Origin of the sequence: Mesorhizobium sp. M0618, from assembly GCF_040320765.1 — a bacterium.
GTDB lineage: Bacteria > Pseudomonadota > Alphaproteobacteria > Rhizobiales > Rhizobiaceae > Mesorhizobium.
Genome location: NZ_JAMYQH010000002.1, coordinates 111,607 through 136,607, shown reverse-complemented (window position 1 = coordinate 136,607; position 25,001 = coordinate 111,607). Strand labels below are relative to the sequence as shown.

General features: G+C 63.2%; 24 protein-coding genes. 12 read left to right on the top strand and 12 right to left on the bottom strand.

Translation table 11 applies throughout. From position 1 onward, the window contains the following. Window positions 1-2: 2 nt before the first annotated feature. The 7 genes from dhaL to NKJ04_RS02755 all read left to right on the top strand — a co-directional run bounded on the left by dhaL (window position 3) and on the right by NKJ04_RS02755 (window position 5,477). A complete protein-coding gene (dhaL, locus tag NKJ04_RS02785) occupies window positions 3-605 on the top strand; it encodes a dihydroxyacetone kinase subunit DhaL (protein WP_352673383.1) in 603 nt (200 codons plus the stop codon). Continuing rightward, window positions 602-991, top strand: a complete 390-nt coding sequence (dhaM, locus tag NKJ04_RS02780) for a dihydroxyacetone kinase phosphoryl donor subunit DhaM (RefSeq protein ID WP_127380390.1) — start codon at window positions 602-604, stop codon at window positions 989-991. The genes dhaL and dhaM overlap by 4 nt, the downstream gene beginning before the upstream one ends. A gap of 21 nt (window positions 992-1,012) precedes the next feature. Beyond that, the gene (locus NKJ04_RS02775; protein WP_352673380.1) at window positions 1,013-1,315 is read left to right on the top strand and encodes an HPr family phosphocarrier protein; all 303 of its coding nucleotides are present in this window, start codon (window positions 1,013-1,015) and stop codon (window positions 1,313-1,315) included. Further along, a complete protein-coding gene (ptsP, locus tag NKJ04_RS02770; protein ID WP_352673378.1) occupies window positions 1,299-2,885 on the top strand; it encodes a phosphoenolpyruvate--protein phosphotransferase in 1,587 nt (528 codons plus the stop codon). The genes NKJ04_RS02775 and ptsP overlap by 17 nt, the downstream gene beginning before the upstream one ends. Before the next feature lie 11 nt (window positions 2,886-2,896). Then, a complete protein-coding gene (locus NKJ04_RS02765) occupies window positions 2,897-3,319 on the top strand; it encodes a hypothetical protein (RefSeq protein ID WP_352673375.1) in 423 nt (140 codons plus the stop codon). A gap of 88 nt (window positions 3,320-3,407) precedes the next feature. Continuing rightward, window positions 3,408-4,394 carry a dihydroxyacetone kinase subunit DhaK gene (gene dhaK / locus NKJ04_RS02760; RefSeq protein ID WP_352673372.1) on the top strand — a complete coding sequence of 329 codons (987 nt, stop codon included), beginning with the start codon at window positions 3,408-3,410 and terminating at the stop codon, window positions 4,392-4,394. A gap of 63 nt (window positions 4,395-4,457) precedes the next feature. Next, window positions 4,458-5,477, top strand: a complete 1,020-nt coding sequence (locus NKJ04_RS02755; RefSeq protein WP_023811609.1) for a nucleotidyltransferase family protein — start codon at window positions 4,458-4,460, stop codon at window positions 5,475-5,477. 7 nt (window positions 5,478-5,484) lie between these two features. Here NKJ04_RS02755 and NKJ04_RS02750 read toward each other — a convergent pair whose 3' ends face one another. The 4 genes from NKJ04_RS02750 to NKJ04_RS02735 form a co-directional block, all read right to left on the bottom strand. Further along, entirely contained in the window at window positions 5,485-6,462 is a 978-nt protein-coding gene (locus NKJ04_RS02750) for a phosphoenolpyruvate carboxykinase (ATP) (protein ID WP_352673369.1), read from the bottom strand. Further along, window positions 6,459-6,893: a lasso peptide biosynthesis B2 protein gene (locus NKJ04_RS02745; protein WP_023811607.1), complete on the bottom strand. Its 435-nt coding sequence runs from the start codon at window positions 6,891-6,893 to the stop codon at window positions 6,459-6,461. Before NKJ04_RS02745 ends, NKJ04_RS02750 begins: the two co-directional genes overlap by 4 nt. Then, entirely contained in the window at window positions 6,893-7,177 is a 285-nt protein-coding gene (locus NKJ04_RS02740; RefSeq protein WP_013528093.1) for a PqqD family protein, read from the bottom strand. The genes NKJ04_RS02745 and NKJ04_RS02740 overlap by 1 nt, the downstream gene beginning before the upstream one ends. Window positions 7,178-7,622: 445 nt before the next feature. After that, window positions 7,623-8,405 carry a DUF2259 domain-containing protein gene (locus NKJ04_RS02735; RefSeq protein WP_352673366.1) on the bottom strand — a complete coding sequence of 261 codons (783 nt, stop codon included), beginning with the start codon at window positions 8,403-8,405 and terminating at the stop codon, window positions 7,623-7,625. Window positions 8,406-8,615: 210 nt separating this feature from the next. Here NKJ04_RS02735 and NKJ04_RS02730 point away from each other — a divergent pair, with 210 nt between their 5' ends. The 3 genes from NKJ04_RS02730 (at window position 8,616) to NKJ04_RS02720 (ending at window position 12,716) form a co-directional block, all read left to right on the top strand. Next, complete coding sequence (locus NKJ04_RS02730; protein WP_352673364.1) at window positions 8,616-10,523, top strand: propionyl-CoA synthetase; 1,908 nt, start codon at window positions 8,616-8,618, stop codon at window positions 10,521-10,523. A gap of 115 nt (window positions 10,524-10,638) precedes the next feature. Next, window positions 10,639-11,721, top strand: coding sequence for an acyltransferase family protein (locus NKJ04_RS02725; protein ID WP_352673361.1), 1,083 nt, complete (start codon window positions 10,639-10,641; stop codon window positions 11,719-11,721). Window positions 11,722-11,957: 236 nt separating this feature from the next. Further along, window positions 11,958-12,716, top strand: a complete 759-nt coding sequence (locus NKJ04_RS02720; RefSeq protein ID WP_023811603.1) for a metallophosphoesterase family protein — start codon at window positions 11,958-11,960, stop codon at window positions 12,714-12,716. A gap of 74 nt (window positions 12,717-12,790) precedes the next feature. Here the strand turns inward: NKJ04_RS02720 and NKJ04_RS02715 are convergent, their stop codons facing one another. The 6 genes from NKJ04_RS02715 to NKJ04_RS02690 form a co-directional block, all read right to left on the bottom strand. After that, complete coding sequence (locus tag NKJ04_RS02715) at window positions 12,791-15,178, bottom strand: polysaccharide biosynthesis tyrosine autokinase (RefSeq protein ID WP_023811602.1); 2,388 nt, start codon at window positions 15,176-15,178, stop codon at window positions 12,791-12,793. Between the two features lie 225 nt (window positions 15,179-15,403). Beyond that, on the bottom strand, window positions 15,404-16,300 hold the full coding sequence (locus NKJ04_RS02710; protein ID WP_013528099.1) for a UTP--glucose-1-phosphate uridylyltransferase: 897 nt from the start codon (window positions 16,298-16,300) through the stop codon (window positions 15,404-15,406). 74 nt (window positions 16,301-16,374) lie between these two features. Beyond that, window positions 16,375-17,343, bottom strand: a complete 969-nt coding sequence (locus NKJ04_RS02705; protein WP_128302869.1) for a glycosyltransferase family 2 protein — start codon at window positions 17,341-17,343, stop codon at window positions 16,375-16,377. Further along, window positions 17,333-18,283, bottom strand: a complete 951-nt coding sequence (locus NKJ04_RS02700) for a glycosyltransferase family 2 protein (RefSeq protein WP_023811600.1) — start codon at window positions 18,281-18,283, stop codon at window positions 17,333-17,335. Before NKJ04_RS02700 ends, NKJ04_RS02705 begins: the two co-directional genes overlap by 11 nt. Continuing rightward, window positions 18,283-19,278 (bottom strand): glycosyltransferase family 2 protein, encoded by a 996-nt coding sequence (locus NKJ04_RS02695; protein ID WP_352673356.1) that lies wholly within the window; start codon window positions 19,276-19,278, stop codon window positions 18,283-18,285. The genes NKJ04_RS02700 and NKJ04_RS02695 overlap by 1 nt, the downstream gene beginning before the upstream one ends. A 40-nt stretch (window positions 19,279-19,318) precedes the next feature. Beyond that, complete coding sequence (locus NKJ04_RS02690) at window positions 19,319-20,491, bottom strand: glycosyltransferase (protein ID WP_352551141.1); 1,173 nt, start codon at window positions 20,489-20,491, stop codon at window positions 19,319-19,321. Between the two features lie 184 nt (window positions 20,492-20,675). Here NKJ04_RS02690 and NKJ04_RS02685 point away from each other — a divergent pair, with 184 nt between their 5' ends. Beyond that, the gene (locus tag NKJ04_RS02685; protein WP_352612495.1) at window positions 20,676-22,172 is read left to right on the top strand and encodes a lipopolysaccharide biosynthesis protein; all 1,497 of its coding nucleotides are present in this window, start codon (window positions 20,676-20,678) and stop codon (window positions 22,170-22,172) included. Between the two features lie 52 nt (window positions 22,173-22,224). Further along, the gene (locus tag NKJ04_RS02680; protein ID WP_023811596.1) at window positions 22,225-23,247 is read left to right on the top strand and encodes a phosphoribosyltransferase family protein; all 1,023 of its coding nucleotides are present in this window, start codon (window positions 22,225-22,227) and stop codon (window positions 23,245-23,247) included. Window positions 23,248-23,390: 143 nt separating this feature from the next. Here the strand turns inward: NKJ04_RS02680 and NKJ04_RS02675 are convergent, their stop codons facing one another. Both NKJ04_RS02675 and NKJ04_RS02670 read right to left on the bottom strand, forming a co-directional pair. Next, window positions 23,391-24,470, bottom strand: a complete 1,080-nt coding sequence (locus NKJ04_RS02675; protein WP_023811595.1) for a glycosyltransferase — start codon at window positions 24,468-24,470, stop codon at window positions 23,391-23,393. Window positions 24,471-24,545: 75 nt separating this feature from the next. Beyond that, window positions 24,546-24,995, bottom strand: coding sequence for a hypothetical protein (locus NKJ04_RS02670; protein WP_023811594.1), 450 nt, complete (start codon window positions 24,993-24,995; stop codon window positions 24,546-24,548). Between the last annotated feature and the right edge of the window lie 6 nt (window positions 24,996-25,001).

Genomic DNA, 25,001 nt, shown 5'->3' with positions numbered 1-25,001 from the left:
ACATGGCGGCATTGAACCTTGCCCGGCTGATCGCGGCCGCTGCGGATACCATTGCCGCTCACGCCGAGGAGTTGACGGCGCTCGACCAGGCGATCGGCGACGGCGACCACGGGCTGAACATGAAGCGCGGCTTCGAGGCCGTGCGCGCCGAAGCCGAAGCATTTTCGGCCAAACCGCTGCCCGATGCCCTGAAGGCGATCGGCACCAAGCTGGTGATGACGGTCGGCGGCGCCTCCGGCCCGCTATTCGGCACCCTGTTCCTGGCGCTCGGCAAGGAGATTTCAGCGGCGCCTAATCGCGCCAATCTGACGGCAGCGTTCGGCAAGGCGATCGAAGCGGTGGCCGCGCGGGGCAAATCGCAGATCGGACAAAAAACCCTGCTCGACGTGCTGCAGCCGGTGCATGACGCGCTGCTGCAGGGAAAGACAGCTCTTGAAATCGCCGATATCGCCGACGCGGCGGCCGAGGCGACCGTGCCTATGAAAGCCTTGCGTGGCCGCGCCTCGTTCCTTGGCGACCGGTCGATCGGCCACATGGATGCCGGTGCACGTTCGACCGCGCTTCTGGTGCGCACGATCGCCGGAACGCTGGAAGGTCAGCCATGAGCAATGTCGGTATCGTCATCGTTTCGCATTCGCCGCTGGTTGCCGAGGGCACGGCTGACATGGTGCGGCAGATGGTGGGCGACGAAGTGCCGCTTGCATGGTGCGGCGGAAACGGCCATGGCGGGCTCGGCACCAATGTCGAGGCGATCATGGGCGCCATCGACAAGGCCTGGTCGGAAGCCGGTGTCGCCATTCTGGTCGATCTCGGCGGTGCCGAGACCAACTCGGAAATGGCGGTGGAGATGATCGGCGAGCCACGGTCGCAAAAAATCATCGTCTGCAACGCGCCGATCGTCGAAGGCGCGGTGATGGCGGCGACCGAGGCCTCAGGCGGCGCCTCGCTCAGGGAAGTGGTGGCGACGGCGCACGAATTGTCGCCGTCGTGAGTGAACGGGAAGCTTGAAGACATGTCCGCATCCGCCGAAGCGACCGTTGTCGTCACCCACGAGGTGGGCCTGCACGCGCGTCCTTCGGTGAAGTTCACCAAGCTGGCCAAGACTTTCGCCGCCGAGGTGGAAATAGCGCTGGCCGCCAACGGGCCATGGTTCGACGCCAAGAGCATCGTCAAGGTGATGGCGGCCAAGGCGCCGAAGGGCACAGTGCTGCACATCAGGGCCAGCGGCGACGGCGCCAACGATGCCGTCGACGCGCTGGTCGAACTGGTGCGGCGCGATTTCGACGAAGGCGCGGACCATGTCCGAACCGCTTAGGCTGCAAGGCATTTCGGCCTCGGCCGGTTATGCCGAAGGACCGCTGTTCGACCTCGACCGGATTGCCGCATCCTATGTCGGCAAAGAAACAGCGGACGACGAGAAGGCCGCGCTCGAAACCGCAATCGCCGTCGCGGCGGGCCGCCTCGGCGTAATGATTGAGATGGCCGTAGGTGATGCCGCCGACATTCTCGAGTTCCAGATCACCATGCTGGGGGATGATGCGCTGAGCAGCCCGGCCTTTGCCGCGATCCGCACCGGCCTGCCGGCCGACAGAGCGTGGCGGCAGGCGCTCGACGCCGAAATCGCCGGCTACGATGCTTCCGACCAGGATTACTTTCGTGCACGTGCCGCCGACATACGCGATATCAGGGATCAGGTGCTGCGGGCCCTGTCCGAGGATGGCGACTTCCAGGCACCGGCTGGCGCCATCCTCTATGGCGAGGATATCGCGCCGACGCGTTTTCTCGAAACCGACTGGAGCAGCGGCGGCGGCATCGCGCTGAGGGCGAGCAGCACGGCCAGCCATGTCGCCATGCTGGCGCGCTCGCGCGGCGTACCCATGATCGTCGGTCTCGGTGCTTCGCCGGCTCATCTCGCCGGCATCGCCCTGCTCGACGCCGAACATGGCGGCATCGTGGTGTCGCCCTCCAGGACCGAAATCGCCGCTTTTCGGCAATCCTGCGCGTCGTTCTCTGCGCGCCGCAACCGGGCCGGGACATTCCTGGCGCGGCCGGCGGTCACCAAGACCGGCACGGCGGTGCGGGTGCAGGTCAACATCGCCGACCCGTCCGAGGTCGACGGCATCGATATCGCCACCTGCGACGGGGTCGGGCTGATGCGCACCGAATTCCTGTTCGGCAAGACGCTGCCGGATGAGGAGACGCAGTATTGCGCCTATCGCAAGGTGCTGGAATGGGCCGGTGAAAAACCGGTGACGATCCGCACCGTCGATGCCGGCGGCGACAAGCCGGTGCCCGGCTTCACCATCGAGGAGAGCAATCCGTTCCTCGGCCTGCGCGGCATCAGGCTGTCGCTGGCAAGACCGGAGGTGTTTCGTGTACAGATTCGTGCGCTGCTGCGCGCCGCCGTGCATGGCAGTCTGAAAGTGATGTTCCCGATGATCGCCATTGTGGAGGAATACCGACAGGCAGCGGCGATGTTTGCCGAGGAGCAGGCCGCACTTGCCGCGCGCAGCACCGCGCACAAGGTGCCGCCCCTCGGCATTATGGTCGAGGTGCCTTCGGTGGCGATCGTGCCGGAAGCCTTTACTGATGCCGCCTTCTTCTCGATCGGCTCCAACGACCTCACCCAATATGTCATGGCGGCGGCCCGCGACAACGCTGCCGTGGCACATCTCAATTCGGTCCGCCATCCGGCCGTGCTGCGGCTGATCGCTGCCGTGACTGCGTTCGGCTCGCGTGAAAATATCCCGATCAGCCTGTGCGGCGATGCCGGCGGCGATCCAGCCTCGATCCCGTCGCTGCTCGAGGCCGGCCTGCGCGATCTTTCCGTCGCTCCGGCGCAACTCGCCATGGCCAAGGCGGCCATCGCGGACGTTTCTGTCTAGGCGCGGCTGGCATGGTCGACATCAAACCCGAACCTGGCTCCGAGGAGGCGATCCGCGCCTACAAGACGATCCTGTCGCACGTCATCGACCAGCGCCCATCCGGCATGCGCCAGCGCCTTGCCGATGCGCTCGGCAAGCACCGCAGCTTCGTCACGCAGATTTCCAGCCCGGCCTATTCGATCCCGATTCCGTCAAAACATTTGCCGGTTATCTTTTCGGTGTGCCATTTCAGCCCGGCCGAGCGTGACCAGTTTCTCGCCGCCTACCATCAGGCGCATCCGGGAAAAATGTCGATCGCATCAGGCATGCGCAAGACGCGGCATGTCTCGCTGATCGTGCCGGATTTCGGCGACGACAAGCAGAACGCCGCGCTCGACAAAGCGGTAAACGACTTCATCCAGAAGATCACCAGCATCACTGGCAAGGGTAGCTGATCGAACGCTTTGTTTTACGCAATTCCGGAAAAAACGCGACACACTTTCCTGGAATTGTTTGGAAGGCCTATTTCCGGAGGAGACGATCGTGAAGAAGTTCATGAACTCGGTGGACACGGTGCTGACCGAGAGCCTCGACGGATTCGTGGCCGCCCATGCCGACATCCTGATGCTTGGCGACGCGCACAAATTCATCCGGCGCAAGACCTTGCGGCCGGGCAAGGTGGCGCTGATCTCGGGCGGCGGCTCCGGCCACGAGCCGCTGCATGGCGGCTTTGTCGGTCACGGCATGCTGGACGCCGCCTGCCCCGGCCAGGTGTTCACCTCGCCGACACCGGACCAGATGCTGGCGGCGGCGCAAGCCGTCGACACCGGCGCCGGCTGCCTGTTCATCGTCAAGAACTATGAGGGCGACGTGATGAACTTCGACATGGCGGCCGAGATGTCGGAAGGCGTCCAGCAGATCGTGACCAATGACGATGTCGCAGTCGAGAATTCTTCCTATACGACGGGCCGGCGTGGAGTCGCCGGAACGCTGGTGGTGGAAAAGATCGTCGGCGCGGCGGCCGAACATGGCCTGGCGCTGGCGCCGTTGAAGGCGCTGGGCGACCGCGTCAACACGGCAACCCGCTCGATGGGCGTGGCGCTGACAAGTTGTACCGTGCCGGCGGCGGGCAAGCCGACTTTCGATATCGGCGATGGCGAGATGGAGTTCGGCGTCGGCATCCATGGCGAGCCCGGCCGCCGGCGCGACATGTTGAAAAGCGCCGATGCGATCGCGCAGGAGATCTGTGCCGCGATCCTGGGCGATCTCGGGGACAGGGCGAAGGGTCCGGCGCTGCTGTTCGTCAACGGCTTCGGCGGCACGCCGCTGATGGAACTCTATCTGATGTACAACAGCGCACGGCTGATCTTCGAGAAGCGTGGCGTGACGGTGGCCCGTTCGCTGGTCGGCTCCTACGTCACTTCGCTCGACATGGCCGGCTGCTCGATCACGCTGACCATGCTCGACCACGAGACGACCGGATTTTGGGATGCGCCGGTACACACGGCAGCGCTGCGCTGGGGTATGTAAAGCTGGCTTCCACCCTGCTTTTCTGCAACATCTTTCCCTTCAATCGCAACATTGTCCGGGTTGATGCTGCCACCGCTTACCCCTGCCGAAGAAAAGCTGCTGCTGCGCTACGCAGATCCGGAAGCGCCGACTGTCGACGTCGATAATTTGTCGGCAAAGACGCTGATGTCGCTGCTCGACAACGCCGAATTCCATGGCGTCCTGCCGATCATGCTGCGCAAGCTCAGCGGCGACGCGCAACTGCCATCGGATCAGGAGTTGGGAGACAAACTGGAGGACCTGCGCCAGAAAGCGACGATCGCCACCGGCCAGTCGATGCTGTTGAAGTATCATGGCGACCGCATCATGAAGGGACTGGCGGCGGACAATATTCCGGCGCGGATCGTCAAGGGGCCGGCCTTCGCGCGAAAGCTCTACCGCAACGTCGCCGACAGGCCGTTCACCGATATCGACATCCTCGTCGAACCCGCCAATCTGGCCAGGGCAAACCGGGTGATCGCGGCATGCGGCTTCGAGCTTGGCAGCAACGAGGCCGAATCCTACGAATTGCAGGAATTCAAATGGCTCGAAAAGGAGAATTCCAGCCTGCTGGTCGAACTGCATGGCGACCTCGTGCATGACACCGGCATGCGGCGGCGCCTGTCGCTGGGTTTCCCAGAATTGCGCGCCATCGACGGCGACGCAACCGACACGCCGGCGGCTCTTCTGACGATCGCCATCGTTCACGCTGCCGGCGGCCACAAATTCCACCGGCTGCAGCTTTGCGTCGACGTGCTGCAAGGGGTGCGGGCGCTGCAGTCGCCGGAAGCGGAAACATGCCTGTTCGATGCTGCCCGCATGACCGGCATCGAACTCGAACTGGCTGTTGTGCTCGATGTGACGGGCCAATTGTTCAAGGAGAGCCGAGCGCTTGAACTCGCCGCCCGGATCAAGCCCGATCTCTCGATACGGCTGGCCAAGCGGTTGATCACCACGAATACGCTGCTCGGCGTCAATTCCAGGGACAGACTGGGCTCGCGCCTGCGCCGCGACGCCTTCCGGTGGATCCAGAGATTGGCCAAGGCCAGGCCGCAAGTAGCCTGACTTGACGTCAATCCAGGGTGGCGCTGATCAGCGCCGCAGCGTCAGCCGGGCGCGCGCCCACCTCCAGCCGGAAGGTCGGCACCGCATTGACCAGCCCGCCGATGGTCGCCAGCCGGCGCTTCTGCATGGGCAGCAGCCCGGTCATGCCCGTGCGGACATTGTCCACTGCCAGCGCCACCATTGCGTCGGTCCCGGCCATGGCGACGAGCCGGGTCTGGCTGTCGGCGGAACGCGCCAGGTGCAGAAGGGCCGCCACCGGCCGGGCGGATGCGTTTTCCACCCGCACGATCCCCGCCAGCCTTTCAAGCGAGACGGGCTGTTCGCTGTTGCGATCCCACGTCTGGCCAAGGCATCGCGCCACCTGCGGGATCATTTCGGCAGTCTTCTGGTGGATTTTTACGGCGCGCGGCAAGCCCCAGGCGACGACCTTGCCAGAAGCGACATTCAGGATCATGGCGTCGTCGGAGCAGAGGCCAAAGCCCTGTGTTGCCAGCGCGAGCGACGTCGTGGTCTTGCCGGTGCCGCTCGGAGCATGGATCAGCACCACCGCATCGCTGTCCGGCAACGTCAAGCCGGCAGTGTGCAGCATATGCTGGCCACCGGCGTCGAGCGCGGCGTCGAGCACCAGCATTGCCGGTGTCCACGCGGCTTTCGCGCCAGGGCGGATCCGGAGTTCGGCCCAGCCCGCCACGCCATTGATGGCAACGGTCTGACGCTCGGGAAAGACCAGATGGATGATACCACCATCCTCGATCATCCGGCAGTGACCATCCTCCGGCACCTCGCCATCGAAGACGAGGGATCCGTTGGGTGCCTCGTCCAAGGTGACTGTCTCGGCGATCTCGAGACGAAAGTCCGGCTCGACGGGTTCCGCGATACGCAGGCTGCCCAGCATCCGGTCGAAATCCTGCCACAGCTCGGGGCGCTCGGCCGATATGCCAAGGATCAGGCCGTTGAGGCCATAGCAGGCTGAAGGTCTGGTCAAGCGGGGCGCGCCTTTACGGCATCGGCATGATGACGATAGATTTCGACCATGCCGGGAAGCTTGTCGCTGACCACCGGCCTGCCATCGAGGCAGACCCAGCAATGCGCTGCCAGGCGCTGCGCTTGCATCGACTGCGGATCGACGCCGAAGCGCAGGTCCGGATCGAAACCGGCTAGGCGCAGGAAACGATGACCTAGCAGACCCTCCCTCAGGCACCTGCGGTCACGCATCAGCCAGGGATGGCGGACGGCGCGGTTGACACTCGCGACGATGTAGGCGGACGGCAGACCGCGATAGGGCGTCGACGAGGCGAGCGGCGCCCATTTGAGCACCTCCTCGAAGCTCCGGTTGGTGACAAGGACCGGCATCAGCCGCGCGCTTGCCCAGAGATGGCAGCGAAACAGAGCGCGCAGGAGCGGGCCGTCAGCCATCAAGCACCTGGCGCGGCGAGGATACCTTCAGAGATCAGATCCGTGGCCAGTGCCGCCATGTCCTGATCGAGCGTCCCCTTGTCAACCTCGAACTCCTCGCAAAGCAGGTCGACGATCTGGTCGAGGTTACGCGCGCCGTCCACCTTGTCGAGAAAGGCTTCGGTCGTGCCGTTGCATGTATAAAGCTGGCCGCTGCGCGCCAAAAGCACGACTGCGCCATCGCCCACATGCTGCACGGAGGCATCCTCGGCTAGCCGCAGAACGGTTCCAGAGACTATTTCCACCACGCCCCTCCAAGCCACGCTCATCCCGGAAATCAGATAGCGCGGAGGTGGAGCGCTGTCTATCAGCCGATCATGGGAGCCCAGTGCACGGGACCAACGGCTTTGCTGACAGATTCTCCGCCCCAGTCGCGTTAGAACCTGCTCGGTTGCGTCTTCCCGGCCGCATTCGTCCCAGAAATAGTCATCGGTGAAATGTGACAAGCAGCGGGCCTGCCGGCAGCGGACGTTGCATTTCTTCCCCTAAGTAAGATAAAACCTGTCCGGGTATTGGGGAGATAGCGTATGCGTTACAATTGGGAGCGAGCTCCGACGAGCTTCGAACGTCACAGAAAAGCGCTGGCTACAGCCATTTTGATCGCTGGCGGCATTGGCTTCATGCTTGTGGCCCTGCCGATCTAGAAACAACCTTCAGACACAGCGGCTGCCGGCGCCTGGGCGCAACCTCTCAGCGTGGCTGCCCGGTCACCGCGAGGAAGCGACGATCGCGCCCCTCGAAACCCTGGCTGAAACGCTGGACCAGCACGACGATCACCGCCGGCTTGCCGGCCGGGGTGAATTGGTAGGATTCCGACAGGCTGTAGGAGGTCGGGCAGTTTCTTGAGGCCGGCACGGTCTTGTCCTCATGCAGCACCTTGATCGGCTTGCCATCCTGGCCTTGCAGCGTCAGCCGGAAGCCGAGCGCCTTGCCTGCCTTCTCACCTTGAAGTGGCTTTTCACCTGGAAGTAGCTGGTCGCCCTCCTGCCTCGCATCGACACTCGCCGAACAATCGGTCGCGCTGGCCGCCAGGATTTCGTCGAGCTGGATGGTCGAAATGCCTGTTTCGCCGTGGAGCGGCGACAGCCATTTCGGCGACACCTGTTCGAGGCGGGAGATGTCGTTGTAGGCAACCATTTCGCCGGGGAAGGTGAACTTGTCGGAAGCGGCCTGCTCGGCCACAGATGTGATCGCATATTGGGCCAGAATGGGCGCTGCCTGAGCGGCGGCCTGAGCCCTCGCCTGCTCCAGGGTCAGTGTCGCTTCCTCCGTCTCGTCGACGACGAGGATCGGCTTGCCGCCAACCACCTGATCCGTACGGGTATCGATGATATCGATCTGCGACCAGCCGGAGTCCGAGACGCCGGCGTCGAGCGTTCCAAATTGCTCGAAGGCGAAATAAGCGCCATCCGGCGAAAAGCCGATGATGTGCCGTGCCGCGGCATCGCCGGCTTCAGCGGTTCCGGTGGACATAGCAAGTAGGGCGCCCGTGACCGATGATTGCGCAAAGCGCCCGATGAACCGCACAGCAGCAAACATCACCAACCCCAATCCTGTCTCCCAATTCATAGCTGCTTGCCCCCAAGCGCCAGGTCGATGCCGTCGCCACAATGGCGTGGATTTGCGGCCAAGGTTAGAGCGCGCTATCTGGAAGGAAGAAAAACATTTCCCGGGGAGGTACGGATGGCTTCACGCTATCACGAGGTCTATGAAGGCTGGAAGCGCGACCCGGAGCGCTTCTGGGCGGACGCGGCTAGCGGCATCGACTGGTATTCGCCCTGGGACAAGGTGTTCGACGCTGCGGCCGGCGTCTATGGCCGCTGGTTCACCGGCGCCACCTGCAACACCTGCTACAACGCCATCGACCGCCATGTCGCAGGCGGGCGCGCCGATCAGATCGCGCTGATCCATGACAGCGCCATCACAGGAACGGTCAGGAAGTTCACCTATGCCGAGCTGAAGCGCGAGGTGGTTGCACTCACCTCTGTGCTGAAGAACCGCGGCATCGGCAAGGGCGACCGCGTCATCATCTACATGCCGATGGTGGCCGAGGCGGCCATCGCCATGCTCGCCTGCGCCCGCATCGGCGCGGTGCATTCGGTGGTCTTCGGCGGCTTTGCCTCGCATGAGCTTGCCACCCGCATCGACGATGCCAGACCGAAGCTGATCATTTCGGCATCCTGCGGCCTGGAGCCGGGCCGCGTCGTTGCCTACAAGCCGTTGCTCGACAAGGCGATAGAGATCTCCCGCCACAAGCCGGACGCCTGCCTGATCCTGCAGCGCGACCAGTTGCGCTGCGAGCTGAAGGAGCATTTCGACATCGACTATGCCGATGCGGTCGCCCGCGAACGGGCAGCGGGCGCCAATGTCGATTGCGTGCCGGTGCTGGCCACCGATCCGCTCTACATCATCTACACATCGGGCACGACCGGCCAGCCCAAGGGCATCGTGCGCGACAATGGCGGCCACATGGTCGCGCTGAAATGGACGATGGAAAACGAGTTCGGCGTCAAGCCGGGCGAGGTGTTCTGGGCGGCGTCCGATGTCGGCTGGGTGGTCGGCCATTCCTACATCGTCTACGGACCGCTGCTGCATGGCTGCACCAGCATCCTGTTCGAGGGCAAGCCTGTCGGCACGCCCGATGCCGGCACCTACTGGCGGGTGATAGCGGAGCATGGCGTGGTCGCGCTGTTCACCGCGCCGACCGCATTCCGCGCCATCAAGGGGCAGGACCCGAAGGGCGAGTTCATTGCCAAACACGACCTCTCGAAATTCCGCACGCTGTTTCTTGCCGGCGAGCGCGCCGACCCGGAAACCATCAAATGGGCGGAGCAGAAGCTAGGTGTGCCTGTGGTCGACCATTGGTGGCAAACCGAGACCGGCTCGCCGATGACGATCAATCCCGCCGGCCTTGGCCTGCTGCCGGTGAAATACGGCTCGCCCGGCGTGCCGATGCCCGGCTACGACATCCGCGTGCTCGACGATGCTGGCCATCAGGTGCCTCGCGGCACACTGGGCAATGTGGTGGTCAAACTGCCGCTGCCGGCCGGCTGCCTGCCGACGCTGTGGCATGCCGACGCACGGTTCCGCCAAGCCTATCTCGACGAGTTCCCCGGCTTCTACAAGACGGCGGATGCCGGTATGGTCGACGACGACGGCTATCTCTACGTCATGGCCCGCACCGACGACATCATCAATGTCGCCGGCCACCGGCTCTCCACCGGCGCCATGGAAGAGGTGCTTTCGGCCCATCCCGATGTCGCCGAATGCGCGGTCATCGGCATTGCCGACGCCATGAAGGGCCAGGTTCCGCTGGGCTTCGTGGTGTTGAACGCAGGTGTAACCCGCGATGTCGGCTCCATCGAGAACGAGGTGGTCGGCCTGGTGCGCGAACGCATCGGCCCGGTAGCCGCCTTCAAGACGGTGGTGACGATCAAGCGCCTGCCCAAGACGCGTTCGGGCAAGATCCTGCGCGGCACCATACAGAAGATAGCCGACAAGGAAGAATGGGCCATGCCTGCGACGATCGACGATCCGGTCATCCTCGACGAGATCACCGTCGCCCTGAAGGAGCGCGGAATCGGCCTTTGAGCGGCTGAAGGCTTTGGCTTGCCGAGGCCGCTTTTCGGATCGACGAGCAATCTTTTATTGTGCAACGCAGCAATGCGCCCTACAGTGCTTGCGGGGGGCCATCGACAAAGGTCGCATGGCTCAAAAGAAGATTACATTTGGCGGCGTCGACATCCTGCGCTTTCTCGCCGCCGTCATGGTCATGGTCTATCACTATGGCTTCTGGGTGTGGGCGTATCCGGACGGTGTTTCGGCGCGCGCGACGGGCGGCGTTCCCCCGCAGCCGGCAATAGGCGCCTGGGTCGAATCCGGCTGGGTCGGCGTCCAGATCTTCTTCGTCATCAGCGGTTTCGTCATCGCCTTCAGCGCCGAAAGGTCGACACCCCTACAGTTTTTCGAAGCAAGGGTGAAACGGCTGGCGCCGGCGGTTTGGATCTGCGCACCGGTCACGGCGGTGGTGCTGCTGCTTGTCGGCCTCAGTTGGCCGACCGATGCCGTTATCAGGCTCCTACGCACCGGCCTGTTCGTTCCGTACGCGCCTTGGGTGGACAGCGTCTACTGGACGCTGGGCATCGAGATCGCCTTCTATGCTATCGTCTGGATCTTACTCAGCCTTGGCCGCTTCCATCTGATGGAGATTGTGGCCGTCGCCATCGGCTTGGTCAGCACGCTGTTCTGGTGCCTCTACTACCCGCTCGGCTGGGCCGATCTTGCCGAAACACGCACACTCGACCTGCTGCTGGTGCATCACGGCGTTTTCTTCGCCACCGGCGTCATGCTGTGGCTGATGCGCTTCAAGGCGGTGACAGGCGCCCGACTTGCCTTCTGCGCCCTGTTCCTGGCCGGTGGTGTGCTGCAGATCGCCAGTTCGGTCGACGTTCATATCCTGAAGGTCGGGCGGGATATGCCGTTCGCGCCGCCGATCCTCATCTTCCTCATCGGCATCGCGCTGATGGCATGGTCGCTGCGGCTCGACCTTTCCTGGAGCGGCTGGCGCCGGATCGGGCTGATGACCTATCCGCTCTACCTGCTGCACGATGTCGTCGGCGCGGCCCTGCTCGGCATCCTGGTCCGCGCCGGTCTGCCACATCTGTTCTCGATGGCGGTCGTCGGCGCGACGATGATCGCGGCAAGCTGGCTGGTGGCGATCGAGGCCGAACCACGCATCCGGCTGCTGCTCGACCACACCGTGTTCCGTTATCGGCTCAAGGCAGCCTGACGACGATCCGGCATTACCGGCCGGACGGCCGACGTAAAGCATGTCGCGCCTGAGCGGATTCAGGCTTTGTTTCCACACAGGCCGTTCTTCCAAAACCGAGCTCATTTTTGGGCGACATGCATTGGCGGTCCCAACCCGGCGTGGTTGCATTTTCCACGATTGCGGAATTCTCCGTTTCGGGCAAGATATCAGGCGCTTATGCCTTCCGCATGAGAGTTCGCCTCGAGACGCCGCACGTGACCCTGTTCCAGCGAAAACCCCGCATCGCGGCGCGTCCGCGCCTGGATATCGACATGCAGGATGCCGTTGTCTACGCGATCGGCGACGTGCATGGCTGCTACAAGGAACTCCGCGCCCTGGAGCAGAACATCCTGCTCGATTCGCTGCGCTTCCAGAGCCGCAAGATCATCGTCATGCTTGGCGACTACATCGACCGGGGGCTCCAGTCGGCGCGGGTGCTCGATCACCTTCTGGCGCCGGCGCCGAAAGGGTTTCAGCGCATTTGTCTTGCGGGCAACCACGAAGTGGCCATGCTGAACTATCTCGACGGACATTTGTCGCGCGAGCCCTGGCTGGCGACGGGCGGCCTGCAAACCCTGTTTTCCTACGGCATCGATCCGGCGCGCCTCACCAGCCTCTACGGGAGCAGCGCGCAGATCGACAGGCGCATAAGGGAGATCATTCCAGAGGATCACGTCAGCTTCCTACGCGGGCTGCCGATCATGGTCCGTTCGCGGAAGTTCGTGTTTGTCCACGCCGGCATCAGGCCCGGCGTCGACCTTGCGGCGCAAACCGACCACGACCTAATTACCATCCGTTCGGACTTCTTCGAGGCAACACACCTGCTCGACCGCTGGGTGGTGCACGGGCATACGCCGGTGGATGTCCCGAAGCTCGAAGGGCGCCGGCTCGGCATCGACACAGCCGCCTTCCAGAGCGGACGCCTGACCGCCGTCAGGATCGCCGACAAGCAAGGCAGGCTGATCTTCTCCTGACGCATCGATGTTCAGGTGTGCTGACCTGAAGATCGATACACCTCAAAGTGGCCCCACGCGCGCAATGACCGATGTCAGACCGGCGCCTTGCCGCGCACTTCCGACTTTTCCAGATAGTAGCTCGAATATTTATCGAAGAACTTTTCCGAGCCACCGAACGATCCGTATTTGGCCAGTTTCTTCAAATCGACCTTGTTCAGCACCGCGCCGACGATCTTGTTGGCGACATAGGGTTCGGATTCCAGCATCGACCTGACCATCGCGCGAGGCGTGCGCCCCCACTCGGTGACCAGGACAAACCCGTCGACCAAGGGGGCGAAGGCCTTGGCGTCGACCACCGGTCCGAGCGGCGGCAGATCGACGACGATGTATTCGAACGTCTCCTTGGCGTTCTCGATGAAGCGCCGCATGCCGGCCGAGGAGAGAAGTTCGCTGGTATGCGAGAAGTGACCGCGCAGCACCGCCGGGATGATCGCCAGCTTCGTCTGCCTGTCGATCTTGCCGACAGACTGCCAAGTCTGGCCGCTGACAACCGCTTCCATCAAACCCTGCTCGGCTTCCATGCCAAGGCCCCGGCTGAGGCCGGGATTGCGCAAGTCGCCGTCGATCAGCAGCGTCTTGGCGCCATTGGCGGCAAGCAAGCCCGCGAGATTTGCCGCGACCGTCGACTTGCCCTCGCCGGGAAGCACCGAGATAATGCCGATGACGCGGCTGCCTTGCCCTTCCATCACGACGTCGAAGGCGATCTTGGCGCTGCGCAGCGTTTCGGAGAACATCGAGGCTGGAGAATCGATGCTGACCCGCATGCGCGCCCGCCTTTCGGCCGCCGACAGCGATTGAGTGGTCTTAGCGTCCACCTGGGTATCGCCCGGCTTTTCTTCCTTGCCGAGCTTGCCGCCGATCGTCGGCAGATAGCCGAGGAATTTCAGGTTGACGCGGTCGCGCACGTCCTCGCCGGTCCTGAAGAAGCGTTCATTGAACTCGTTCAGCCCACCAAAGCCGGCGCCCATCAGCAGGCCAAGCACCAGCGAAAGTCCGAGCACGACGATGGTGCGCGGGCTTGACGCGGCAAACGGCATCGAGGCGTCCGAGATGATGCGGATTTTGCCGACCGGGAAGGATTGCTGCTGCGCGGCTTCCTCGTAACGACCCAGGAATGTTTGATAGAGCGTGGTGAGCGCCGTCGCCTGCTGATCGAGTTCACGCAGCTTGACTTGCGTCTGGTTGTCGACGGAACTCTTGCCTTGCGCGGCCGCGACGTTGGCCCTGAGCGCGGTCTCGCGTGCCTGCGCCACCTCATATTCGTTGCGATAGCTTTCGGTCAGCTGCTTCAGCTCGCCGAAAATCTGCGTCGATATGTCGGCCTTCTCCTTGGAGAGAGCCACCGCCTGCGGGTGCTCGGGGCCGAAATTCGCCTCGACGTCCTGCAGCCGCTTGGCCACTGTGAGGTAGCGGGTCTTGAGCGCCGATATGACCGAACTGCTTGGCTGGTCGCTCGATATGGCGGCATCTTTGAAGGCGTTTTCGGAGCCGCTGTCGACAATGGCCTTGTACTGCTGGTAGCGGGCGCTGGCGCGTGCGGTGTCGGCCTGCGCCACGATAAGCTGGGCGTTGAGGTCGGAAAGCTGCTTGTCGCTCATCAGCTGGCCATCGCTGTTGGCGGCCAGCCCATGTTCGGCCCTGAATTTCTCAACCGCGAGCGAAGCTGCCTGCGAACTCTGGCGCAGCTCCGTCAACCGGCCCTGCAGCCACACCGCAGCCCGCTCGGTGGCATCGAAGCTCGCATCGAGCTGATCGGCGAGATAGGCATCGGCATAGGCCTTGGTGATGGCGTTTGCCAAGGCCGGATCCGTCGCCTGATAGCCGAGCGCGATGACGTAGCTTCGGCCGACGCGTTCCGCCCGGATCTCGTTCTGCAGCTTGAGGATAGCGTAGTCGCGGCGCGACGTGGCGATCAGCGCATCGCGGGCGGCGGGGTCGAGCTTGCTGAAGTCGGCGCCACCCGGAAGGGAAGGGCTGGGGCGGACATACTGGATCACGCTGCGGATGAGGCCTATGCCTTGGGCAAGCGCCGACTGGGGCGGATTCATGAACGTGTCGTTCTGGTCGAGCTTCAGCTTGTCGACGACCACGGCGGCAAGCCGCGTCGAGGTCAGGATCTCGATCTGGCTCAGGATGGCGGAATCGGTCTGCATGGTTGTCGACGCCGCCGAGATATCGTCGACAATCTTGTTCAAGCCTTCGTCGATCAGCACGCTCGCGACCGACTGATATTTGGGCGGCGTTGTCTGCAAATAGAACAGGCCCAGGAAGAGACCGATGACGGCACACACGGCAACCACCTTGGCCTGCCGTGCGGCCATGCCAAGCAGCCGCTCGATATCGATGAAGTCTTCGCCGTCTCCTGCGTCCGAATTCGGCAATGGCATCCTCTTGTCGAGAGGAAAATTGGCATAATTCATCTTCGGTCCAATTCTAGAGCCGGTCCGTCGCAATGGGCTCTATCTCACTGTTTCAACATGATCTTTTCCGGAAACCGGGACCCACTTTCCGGGATCATGCCTTGGCTTGCAGGCGCCTCGAAGATCGGGAGCATCGCCAGAAGCGAAGCAAGCGTCGTGCCAGACGGCGAGAACCTGCCGGCCCCTCTTCGCCAGCCATCTGACCATGCTCCCGAAAGATGGGCATTATGCGGCTTCTTCCTGGCGTTCATGCGACCGGACGAACTCCTGAAGCATCTCGAAAACCGGACCCTTCATGTCATCGCGCGCCAGCGCGAAGGCGATGTTGGCCTGGATGAACCCTTCCTTGGAACCACAGTCGAACATGCGGCCGAGGAAAGGCTGGGCGAAGAACGGCTGATCCTTCGACAGACGAACCATGGCGTCCGTCAACTGGATCTCGTTGCCGGCGCCGCGCTGCTGATTGCCCAGAAGAGCGAAAATCTCGGGCTGCAGGATGTAGCGGCCGTTGATGTAGAAGTTCGACGGCGCATTGGCCGGCGCCGGCTTCTCGACCATGGCCGTCACCTCGAAACCGCCACCGATCTCGGCGCCACGGCCAACGATGCCGTATTTGTTGGTCTCGCTCGGTTCGCAACGCTCGACGGCGATCACGTTGCCGCCCGTGCGCTCATAAAGCTCGACGGTTTCGGCTAGGCATCCGCGCCCGCCGAAGGACACCATGTCCGGCAGCAGCAAGGCAAAGGGCTCGTTGCCGATAACCTCGCGCGCGCACCAGACGGCATGGCCGAGGCCTTGCGGCGATTGCTGGCGGATGAAGCTGGTGGCACCGGCCACAGGCAGCATGCTTTCGAGCGCCTCCAGCTGGGTCTTCTTGCCGGTCTGCTCCAGGGTGCCGATCAATTCCGGATGCAGGTCGAAATAGTCCTCGATCACCGCCTTGTTGCGACCGGTCACGAAGACGATGTGCTCGATGCCCGCTTCGAAGGCCTCGTCCACCGCATATTGCACGACAGGCCTGTCGACCACGGGAAGCATTTCCTTCGGCATCGACTTGGTCGCCGGCAGGAACCGTGTTCCAAGCCCCGCCACCGGTATCACGGCCTTCCTGATTTTCTTCATCGCAAATTCCTTCTGAGGAGATCAACTTCAGTCCATTCACAGGCCACGAAAAATCCCTCCATGTGCCTGCATCTTCACCTCCCCGCCCCAACGGCAAATTGTGCCGCCATTCTTCGCAACCGCACGGCGATCGGCATGCCCATATGCCTGACCGCCGCCGGGTCGCTGAGCGCTGTCCGGATCGCCTTGAGCGGGGACCGCGCCTTGATGTGCTGTACCAGTGACAGAAACGATGCCGCCTTGCGCAGGCTGCGGCCGCGCCGGGCAAACGCGGCTTGCGCAGCCTCATCCATCGCATGGGTTTGAGCGAACTCGGCATCTGCCTGGCTCATCGCTTCGACGTGGTGAAGCTCGAGCACGCGCGAGATGGAGCCGCTGCGGATATGATAGGCATAGCCGATATCAGGCTCGACCACGCATTTGCCACCCCTGGCCAGGGCTTCGGCAAATAGGACGTAGTCTTCGCCGATCCTCAGCTTTTCGTCGTAGCGAAGCCGGTTTTCGTTCAGGAACTCGCGCTGGAAGATCGGCTTGAGATAGCCGAGGTTGAACTTGGATTCGAAGACAACGTTGCCGGCGATGTAGGTGGCCAGCGAAATCTCGCGCAAGCCTTCCAGATACTGCCGCGGAAACATCGCGTCCTCGATGACGCCATCTTCGCGAACGACCTGCAGATTGTCGACGGCGATCTGGGCATCCGCGCTTTCGGCACGAGCGATCATGGCCGCGAGCCGGCCGGGAAAGACCGCGTCGTCGGAATCGAGAACCGCGATCCATCTGCCTCGGGCGGCGTCGAGGCCGGCATTCCTGGCGCCGCCGGGGCCGCGGTTGCTGGCCAGGGCGACGACACGGACGATATCCCCTGGATAGGCCCGCGCCACGTCGAGCGTAGCATCGCGCGACTTGTCGTCGACGACGATGATTTCGACGCTGACACCCTTCTGGGCGATGGCGCTGGCAATCGCCCGATCAAGGGTCGCCTCGGCGTTGTAGGCGGCAATGACGAAGGAAACATCGGGGACAGAGCTGACGTCAGACTGCACGCTTGCCTCCCTCCTGTGGCGACGGCTGGCCATAGAGGCGGATTTCGCGGATGCCGACGAGGCCGCTGACGACACCGACATGCATAATGCCGCGCAGCACGCTGCGGTTCCTACGGACCGGACTGACGACGACCGGAAGTGCCGAGGCGAAGCAATAGATGGCCTTTGCCGAGGCCAGGCCGACCTGCTTGACCAGGCCGATGCCGCTGGCGCTGCTGCCCAGGAGATGGCCATGCGTCTGGCCGACGCGGAAGCGGCGGCGGCCGAGCCAGTCGAATGCCGCCCTTGAGCGCGGCACCACCTCGTCGACCCAGGCCTCGGGCGAGAACGCGATGCGGCCGCCCGCCTTGTGCATCTGATCGAAGAATTCGGTGTCCTCGCCGCCGGTCTGGCCACGCGCCAGGCTGAAGCGGCGGCCGCGCAGGCTATCCGAGCCCATCCGCAGCAGAACATTGCAGGTGTAGCCGGTGCGGATCTCGCCGCGCACCCAGACGGGCAAGGTCGAATGGAAATCGCCGCGCCGCATCCAGTCCGGCGCATCTGGGCGATAGCGCGCCCTGACCGGGCCGAGCACGACGGCGACACCGCTTTGCTGCGCCATCACGACCAGTTCGGCGAGCCATTGATGCGTGGCCGTCTCGTCGTCATCGATGAAGGCGACGAAATCCGCTGTGCTCGCATCGAGGCAGGCATTGCGGGCGATCGAGATGTTGCGCGCCGGGGCATGCCGATAGTGGATCGGCACCGTCAATTCCCGCGACAGCGCCGCCACCAGGTCACGGGCCGTCGGGGTGTCGTCATTGTCGGCGACGATAATGCGGATATCGAATCCCGCCGGCATCTCCATGGCGTCGAGCGAGCGCAGCGTGTCAGCCAGCTCCGGCCGGCGGAACGTGCAGACGCCGATGTCGATGCTGCGGTTCTTTGCCGACACTGCCATCAGGCCACTCCGCGTCGCGAGCCGAGGCCGAGAAGCTGCAGCCAGAAGCCAACCGACCAGCCAAGATGCATGACCATGGCCGAGACACCGGCCAGCGCAACGTCAGCCTTGCGCTGGCGGATAGCCGCCACCAGTCCGTAGCCCAGGCACACCGACACCCACAGCAACAAAGGCACTGCCGCAATCCAATGCACGAAGGAGAAGGCCGCAAGAAGAACCACCGGGAACACCGCCAGCGGCACCATCTGCCGGATCTTTGGGATGACGCGGTGCTTCAGCACATTCTTGGCACGCCCGCGACCGTAGCCGAGATACTGGAAATAGAGGCCTGAGAGCGAGGCGCGCGGATAGTAGACCATCTGCGTCTTGCCACTCATCCAGATCTTGTAGCCGGCCTTGCGCAGGCGATAATCGAGCTCGGCGTCCTCGTTATGGCTGAACGTTTCGTCATAGCCGCCAACAGCGCCGAACGCCGATATCCGCATCAGTGCATGATGGCCGTGATCGATCCACTGTCCCTGCGAAAGATGCCTATGCTTCGAGCCGCCGGTGCCGAGCTTGGAGTTCTGCGCCGCAGCGGCCGCCTTCTGCACGGCACCGCTGCCGCTGGTCAGCATCGAAACGACAACCGAATCCGCTGATGTAGCCAGGGCTTCCTCGACCAGCCGGTCGCAATAATCGTCGGGATAACCGCCATGCGCATCGATGCGGATGAGATAGTCGGCACCATCGCCGAAGGTACCGACGGCGAGATTGATCGCCGCGCTCTGGATGCGCCGCTTGTTGTGGAGCAGGATAACCCGCGGGTCCGTGGCAATGACGTCCTCGACGATGGAAAGCGTGCCGTCGGTGCTGCCGCCGTCGGCGACGATGATCCGGGCGCCAAGCCGGGCGGCCGCGGGCCGCAATTGATCGAGCAGCGCACCGATATGGGCGGCTTCGTTCAGGCACGGGATAACGATCAGGCTGGATGAGGGTTTTTCCGTCGGCGTCATCAACCTCTGTCCATCTTGCCTCTGTCCATCCTTGGCCATCCTATGCCAATGCCTCGGCGGCAAACGAACCGGGCACGGCCGTCAGGCTGCGCAGCCGCTCGACAAGCGCCCGGCAGTCGCTGCGATCGTAGCTCCAGGTTCTCGGGTTGCGCGCCAGAACACGCCCCTTCAGCCTGGCGAAGCGATGCTCTTCCATCTTGCCGAGCACGGCTTCGAGCGCTTCGGGCGACGCCTGCGGCAACAGCACGCCGATATCCTGCTGTTTAAGGAACCGCCCGGTCTCGGTGTTGCCCATCGAGATCGGCACCGCTCCGAAACGGCAGCCTTCGTAGAGCCGGTTGGGCAGAAGCCATTCGGAGTTCTGCCCCGCTTCGAAGAAATCGATCGCCCAGGAAAAATGGACATCGTTGTAGATCGCCGCCATGTCTTCCGGATTGCGGTAGGGCCCGAGAAACGACAGCCACGGCTCGGCTTCGACAAAGCCGTGAAAGTCAGGGAATTCCGACAAAGCCGGACGTCCGCGCAGCACGATTTCAAAGCGGCCCTCCATGCGGCGGGAGAAATCGGCCAGCAGCTCGAGCGAGCGGCGGCAGCGCAGCGCACCGAACCAGCCGATCCGCCATGGCGGACCGGCCGGGCTCTCTTCAGCCTCCGGAGCGCCGGGCAAGATCGTCGCGGCCTCGAAATATTTGTTTTCGACCAGCTCGATGGGTGCCGCGACCTGGCCGAACGGCTTGAAATAATTGGCGATAAAGGCAGGAGAACTGGTCACCAGCAGCTTCACATCCCTGGCCAGAAAGCGTTCGGTGGCGCGCAGCGCCTTGCCCAGGACATCGTTGCGCAGCACAAGCCGATGAATGTCGAGGCACTCGTATACGATCGGGACCGATGCACCGAAGGCTGACCTGGCGCGGCGGGCAAGCGCCAGCATTTCCAGGTTGCGCGCGATGATGAGATCCGGTTTTGGCATGCCGCCAAGCTTCGAGCCTATCGAAACGGCTGCTTTGGCGACGGCCGCGAGGCGTTGGCCGAATCGCCCGTCACGCGTCGCGCCGAGGTCGATCGGCCGCAGTCCCTCGATATCCGCAATCGGATTCGCGGTGCGACGGAAGCCGGCCAAAGTGACCTGGGCCCCACCTGCCCTGAGCATCGTGATCCGCCGGCGCACCGCCGGGTCGGAAACGTCGTGCACAAGGTACAAGACATGCAGCATAAAAACTCGACCGCTGTTGGCCCACCCGAGGGAATGCTAGTACAGCTCTTGCTGCATCGCAACATTTTTGCTGCACGCATCGACGTTTTCTGTTGCACTGCAAAATTATTGCCGTAGTTTGTGGTCGGCGGCGGTCGTGGATTTCGGGCTCGGAAATCCACGTAAAAAATCAGGAATCCTGAATTTGGAAGCCAATGCATTCGATCCGCCAGAAGGCTCCTTGCGCAAATCGGTTGGGCGCGGCGCGGTTGTCACGGCCATGGCGCAATCGGTGCGGGTCGCGACACAGATCCTGTCCGTCATCGTGCTGTCGCGGTTGTTGTCGCCACAGGATTTCGGTGTCGTGGCGATGTGCGCGCCGGTGCTTGCCTTTATCGCCCTGTTCCAGGATTTCGGCCTGACCCAGGCGACGATCCAGAAATCAGGCATCCGGCATGAGGAGGTGAACTACCTCTTCTGGATCAATGTCGCCGTCAGCGCTATCCTGGCTTGCGTGCTTGCGGGTGCGGCGCCGCTGGTTGCTGCCTTCTACGGCGAGCCGCGCGTGACGGGCCTGGTGGCTGCGTTCGGGCTGCAGATCATGGCCTATGGGCTGGGCGCCCAGCATCTGGCGCTCTTGACACGCCGCATGCAGTTCGGCCGGCTGGCCGTCATCGACGTCGCCAGCGCCATTGCCGGGCTTGCGGTGTCGATCGCCTGGACCTTTATCGATCGCTCCTATTGGGCCCTGTTTGCCGGTACGCTGACCGGTGCCGTGTTGCCGACGCTCTGCTATTGGGCGAGCTCGCGCTGGCGTCCGGGCCTGCCGCGCAAGGTCGCCGGCATCGGCGAGCTGATCAATTTCGGCGCCGGCATCACCGGCTTCAACTTCGCCAATTTCTTTGCCCGCAACCTCGACAATGTGCTGATCGGCAAATATTGGGGCGAGGCGCAACTCGGCCTCTATGACCGCGCCTACAAGCTGCTTCTGTTTCCGTTGAGCCAGATCACCAACCCGCTGTCGAAGGTGATGGTTCCGGCGCTTTCCAGGCTTAAGGACGAGCCGGATCGCTACCGCAGCGCCTATCTGCGCGTCATGCCGCTGATCCTTCTGGTGGCGCTTCCCGGCGTCGCCTTCGCCACCGCGATGTCGGATGTGCTGATCCCCTTCGTGCTCGGCGAGCAATGGCGCGCAAGCGCCTCGATTTTCCTGGCGCTCGGCTTTGCCGGGCTGCTGCAGCCGCTCAACAATCCGGCCGGGTGGCTTTTCGTCAGCCAGGGTCGCTCCGGCGATTTCATGCGCTGGGGCATCATAACGGCCGTGACGTCGGTGCTGGCTTTCATGCTCGGCCTGCCCTATGGCGCGCTGGGCGTGGCGATCGCCTATGCGATCAGCGAATATCTGCGGACGCCGTTCTTGTGGCTTTATGTCGGCAAGAGCGGGCCGCTGCAGGCGCACCATGTGCTTCGCGCGGCAACGCCGTTCGTGCTTGGCGCCCATCTGGCGCTGGCCGCGATCTGGTTCATCAAGCCCCTGCTGCCCCAGCAGCATGTCGTCGCCCTGGCCAGCGGCGCCGTGCTCGCCTACCTCATTACCGTCGTCATCGCACTGGCATTCGCCTCCGGCCGCGAAGCCTTGCGCGAGGCCCTCAAGATGCTGCCGGCAAGGCTGCCTGCGGCGGCGGCGCGCGAAGCGCAATAATTTGGGCGTCTTCGACTGCTACGGACATCTCCTCCAGGACCAGGTCTGAACCATGCACTACCGATCGATCTCCGATATGAACGACGCCATCGTCAGGGGCCTGCACCGGCTGCCGCGCGACATCGACCTGGTGGTCGGTGTGCCGAGAAGCGGCGTTTTGGCAGCGACGCTGGTCAGCCTTGCCGCGAACATCCCGATGACCGATCTCGACAGCTTCCTGGCAGGTCGGATCTATACGTCTGGCGTCACCAAGCGCCGTGCCGCTCTCGACCGCAAGGTTTCCGAGATGCGCAAGGTGCTGGTGATCGACGACAGCGTCGCCGGCGGCAACGCCATGCGCGACGCACGCGCCCGCATCCAGGCTTCGGGCATCGAGGCGGAGTTCACCTTTGCCGCCGTGTTCGGCCTTGAGCCCCAGCACCAGGAAACCGACCTCGTCTTCGAAGTCGTGCCGCATCCGCGCATGTTCCAGTGGAACTTCATGCATCATAAATTCCTGGCGCAATGCTGCGTCGATATTGACGGCGTGCTGTGCCTCGATCCGACAGAGGCGGAAAATGACGACGGCCCGGCCTATGAGAAATTCCTCAGCGAAGCGCGGCCGCTCCATGTCGCGACCCACAGGATCGGCTGGCTGGTCACCAGCCGGCTGGAGAAATACCGCGCGCTCACCGAGGCATGGCTCGCCAAGCATGAGATCAAATACGACCAGTTGATCATGCTCGATCTGCCGAGCAAGGCGGAACGGCAGCGGCTCGGCGCGCATGGCAGTTTCAAGGCCGACTTCTACCGCAAGTCCGATGCCATCCTGTTCATCGAGAGCGAGCACGAACAGGCGCTGAGGATCACCGAGCTGTCAGGCAAGCCGGTGCTGTGCGTCGAAACGCATATGGTCAGCTTTCCCAACACGCTGTCGCTGCCGGCACTTGGTCAGGCGGCCAGGAACCTGCCGGCAAGGCTGCGGCAGATCAAGTCGCAAGAGGGCCGCAAGAGCGCCGCCAAGACCATTGCCCGCGCCCTGCTTGGCGCTCGCGGCTACGAGACGCTGAAAAGCCGGGTCAAACGCCCGGCCTGACCTGCTCAGGCGGCGCCGTTAGAACAATTCCAGGAAAAGTGTGAACGGTTTTCCCGGGAAAAGCGCGTAGCGCTTTCCCTTGGGAATCGCGTCAAAACAAAGAGTTAGAGGAGTTCGCCGTTTCCGTGACATGGCGAACTCCTCTAGGCCGCCTGCCGCGCGCGCTGCTGCATGGCCCTGTCCAGTATCGAGAAGAAGGTGATGAACTGGCGATCGGGATCGAGTTCCGGGCGCCCGGCGAAGCTGCGGGCGAGGCTTGAAAGCCGGTCATATTCCTGGTTGTCGTTCCACAGCCGCCTGACGGCCGCGACCCAATCGGCCAGCGGAGCATCGTAATCCAGCACCACGCCACCGGAGCCGACAGCCTCGGGCAGACCGCCGCGCCGCGAGCCGACAACCGGGATTCCGCTGCAATGGGCCTCCGAAGCGACGCGGCCCCACGCCTCTTCCCACTTGCTGGGAGCAAGCAGGATCTTCGTGCGGCCATAGACCGTCTTCATGTCGCTGGTGCGGCTCTCCAGGACGACATTGCCCAAGGGAGCGATCGTCTGTTCGATCCGCGCCCGGTGATCGTCGTCGAGCTTCCAGCTTTCGACGAACAGGAATGGGATTTCGCGGCAGGCGCCGGCGATCCGCACCGCAAGTTCAAACCCCTTTTCCTCATAAGGGTTGATCAGCGTGACGAACTGGCCCGTCGTTGGCGTCGAGTAGTGCGCCGGGTTGATGGTGGGCGGGATTACCACCGCCTCGATGCCGAACTCCTGTCTGTAGGTACGTGCGGTGAAGTCCGAATTGGCGATGTAAAGCGCTGAATGCAATTCGCGCAGATCGCCGCCCAATTCATGGAACTCGACATTGCGGAGATAAACGACCAGAGGCACGCCCTCCGCCTGCAGCGCCTTGCCGATCGGAACCGATTTGTGACACTGGACCACGGCGACATCGGGTTTCAGCCTGTCGACGGCATAGCCCGCCGCTTCCCAGGGAAACCAGGCCCGCACCACCGGATAGCCGGGATAGCTGTCGACAACCGCCGGCTGCCGCAACAGCTTCATCTTGGCGCGCGCCTTGAAGCCGAAGACACCATCACCGAACAGGGCGGCGAGCACAGCGGCTTCATGACCGTGCTCGATCAGCTGTTCGGCCAGATGATGCGTGCTCGACTGAACGCCGCCGCTGAACTCAGGCGGGTAGCCGTTGCCGCCTGCAAAGAGAACTTTCATGATCGGGCTCCTTGTCGCATCTCGTATTCCTTGCTCGGAGACAACAGGCAAAGTCCGCCGCCTCTCTTTTCGACGTCAGGCAAGTTTCGGCGGCTCCAGATTGGCGAAGGGATTGGTACAGGATTGCCAGCCGGTAAATCGGATCGGGTCGTTGGGCGAACTGCGCCAGGCGTAGTCCGTCAGCATATGGAATTCGGCGACGACCCAGCGGTCGAAATGCAGCAGATCTTCCCGCTTCCGCTGGGGCAGCAAGCGGCGCGCGGCCCCCAGTTTGAGCTCCTCCACCAAGGTGACGGCGTCACTCAGTTTTTCGCTCGGAAAGTTCCATGGATTCCTGTCGCGGAACGCCAGCACGAACTGCTGCAGATGCTCGATGCGGATGTTCAACTTGCCAAGGTATTTTTCCAGCGTGACGCGCACCAGATCCTCGTCCGAGAACGAGGAAACGGCGGCGTAGGCGACCCCTGTCGAAACCACTCCGCCAGCCATGACGGCCAGGGCCGAGCGTCTGGAAATCTCGATCATGCGATA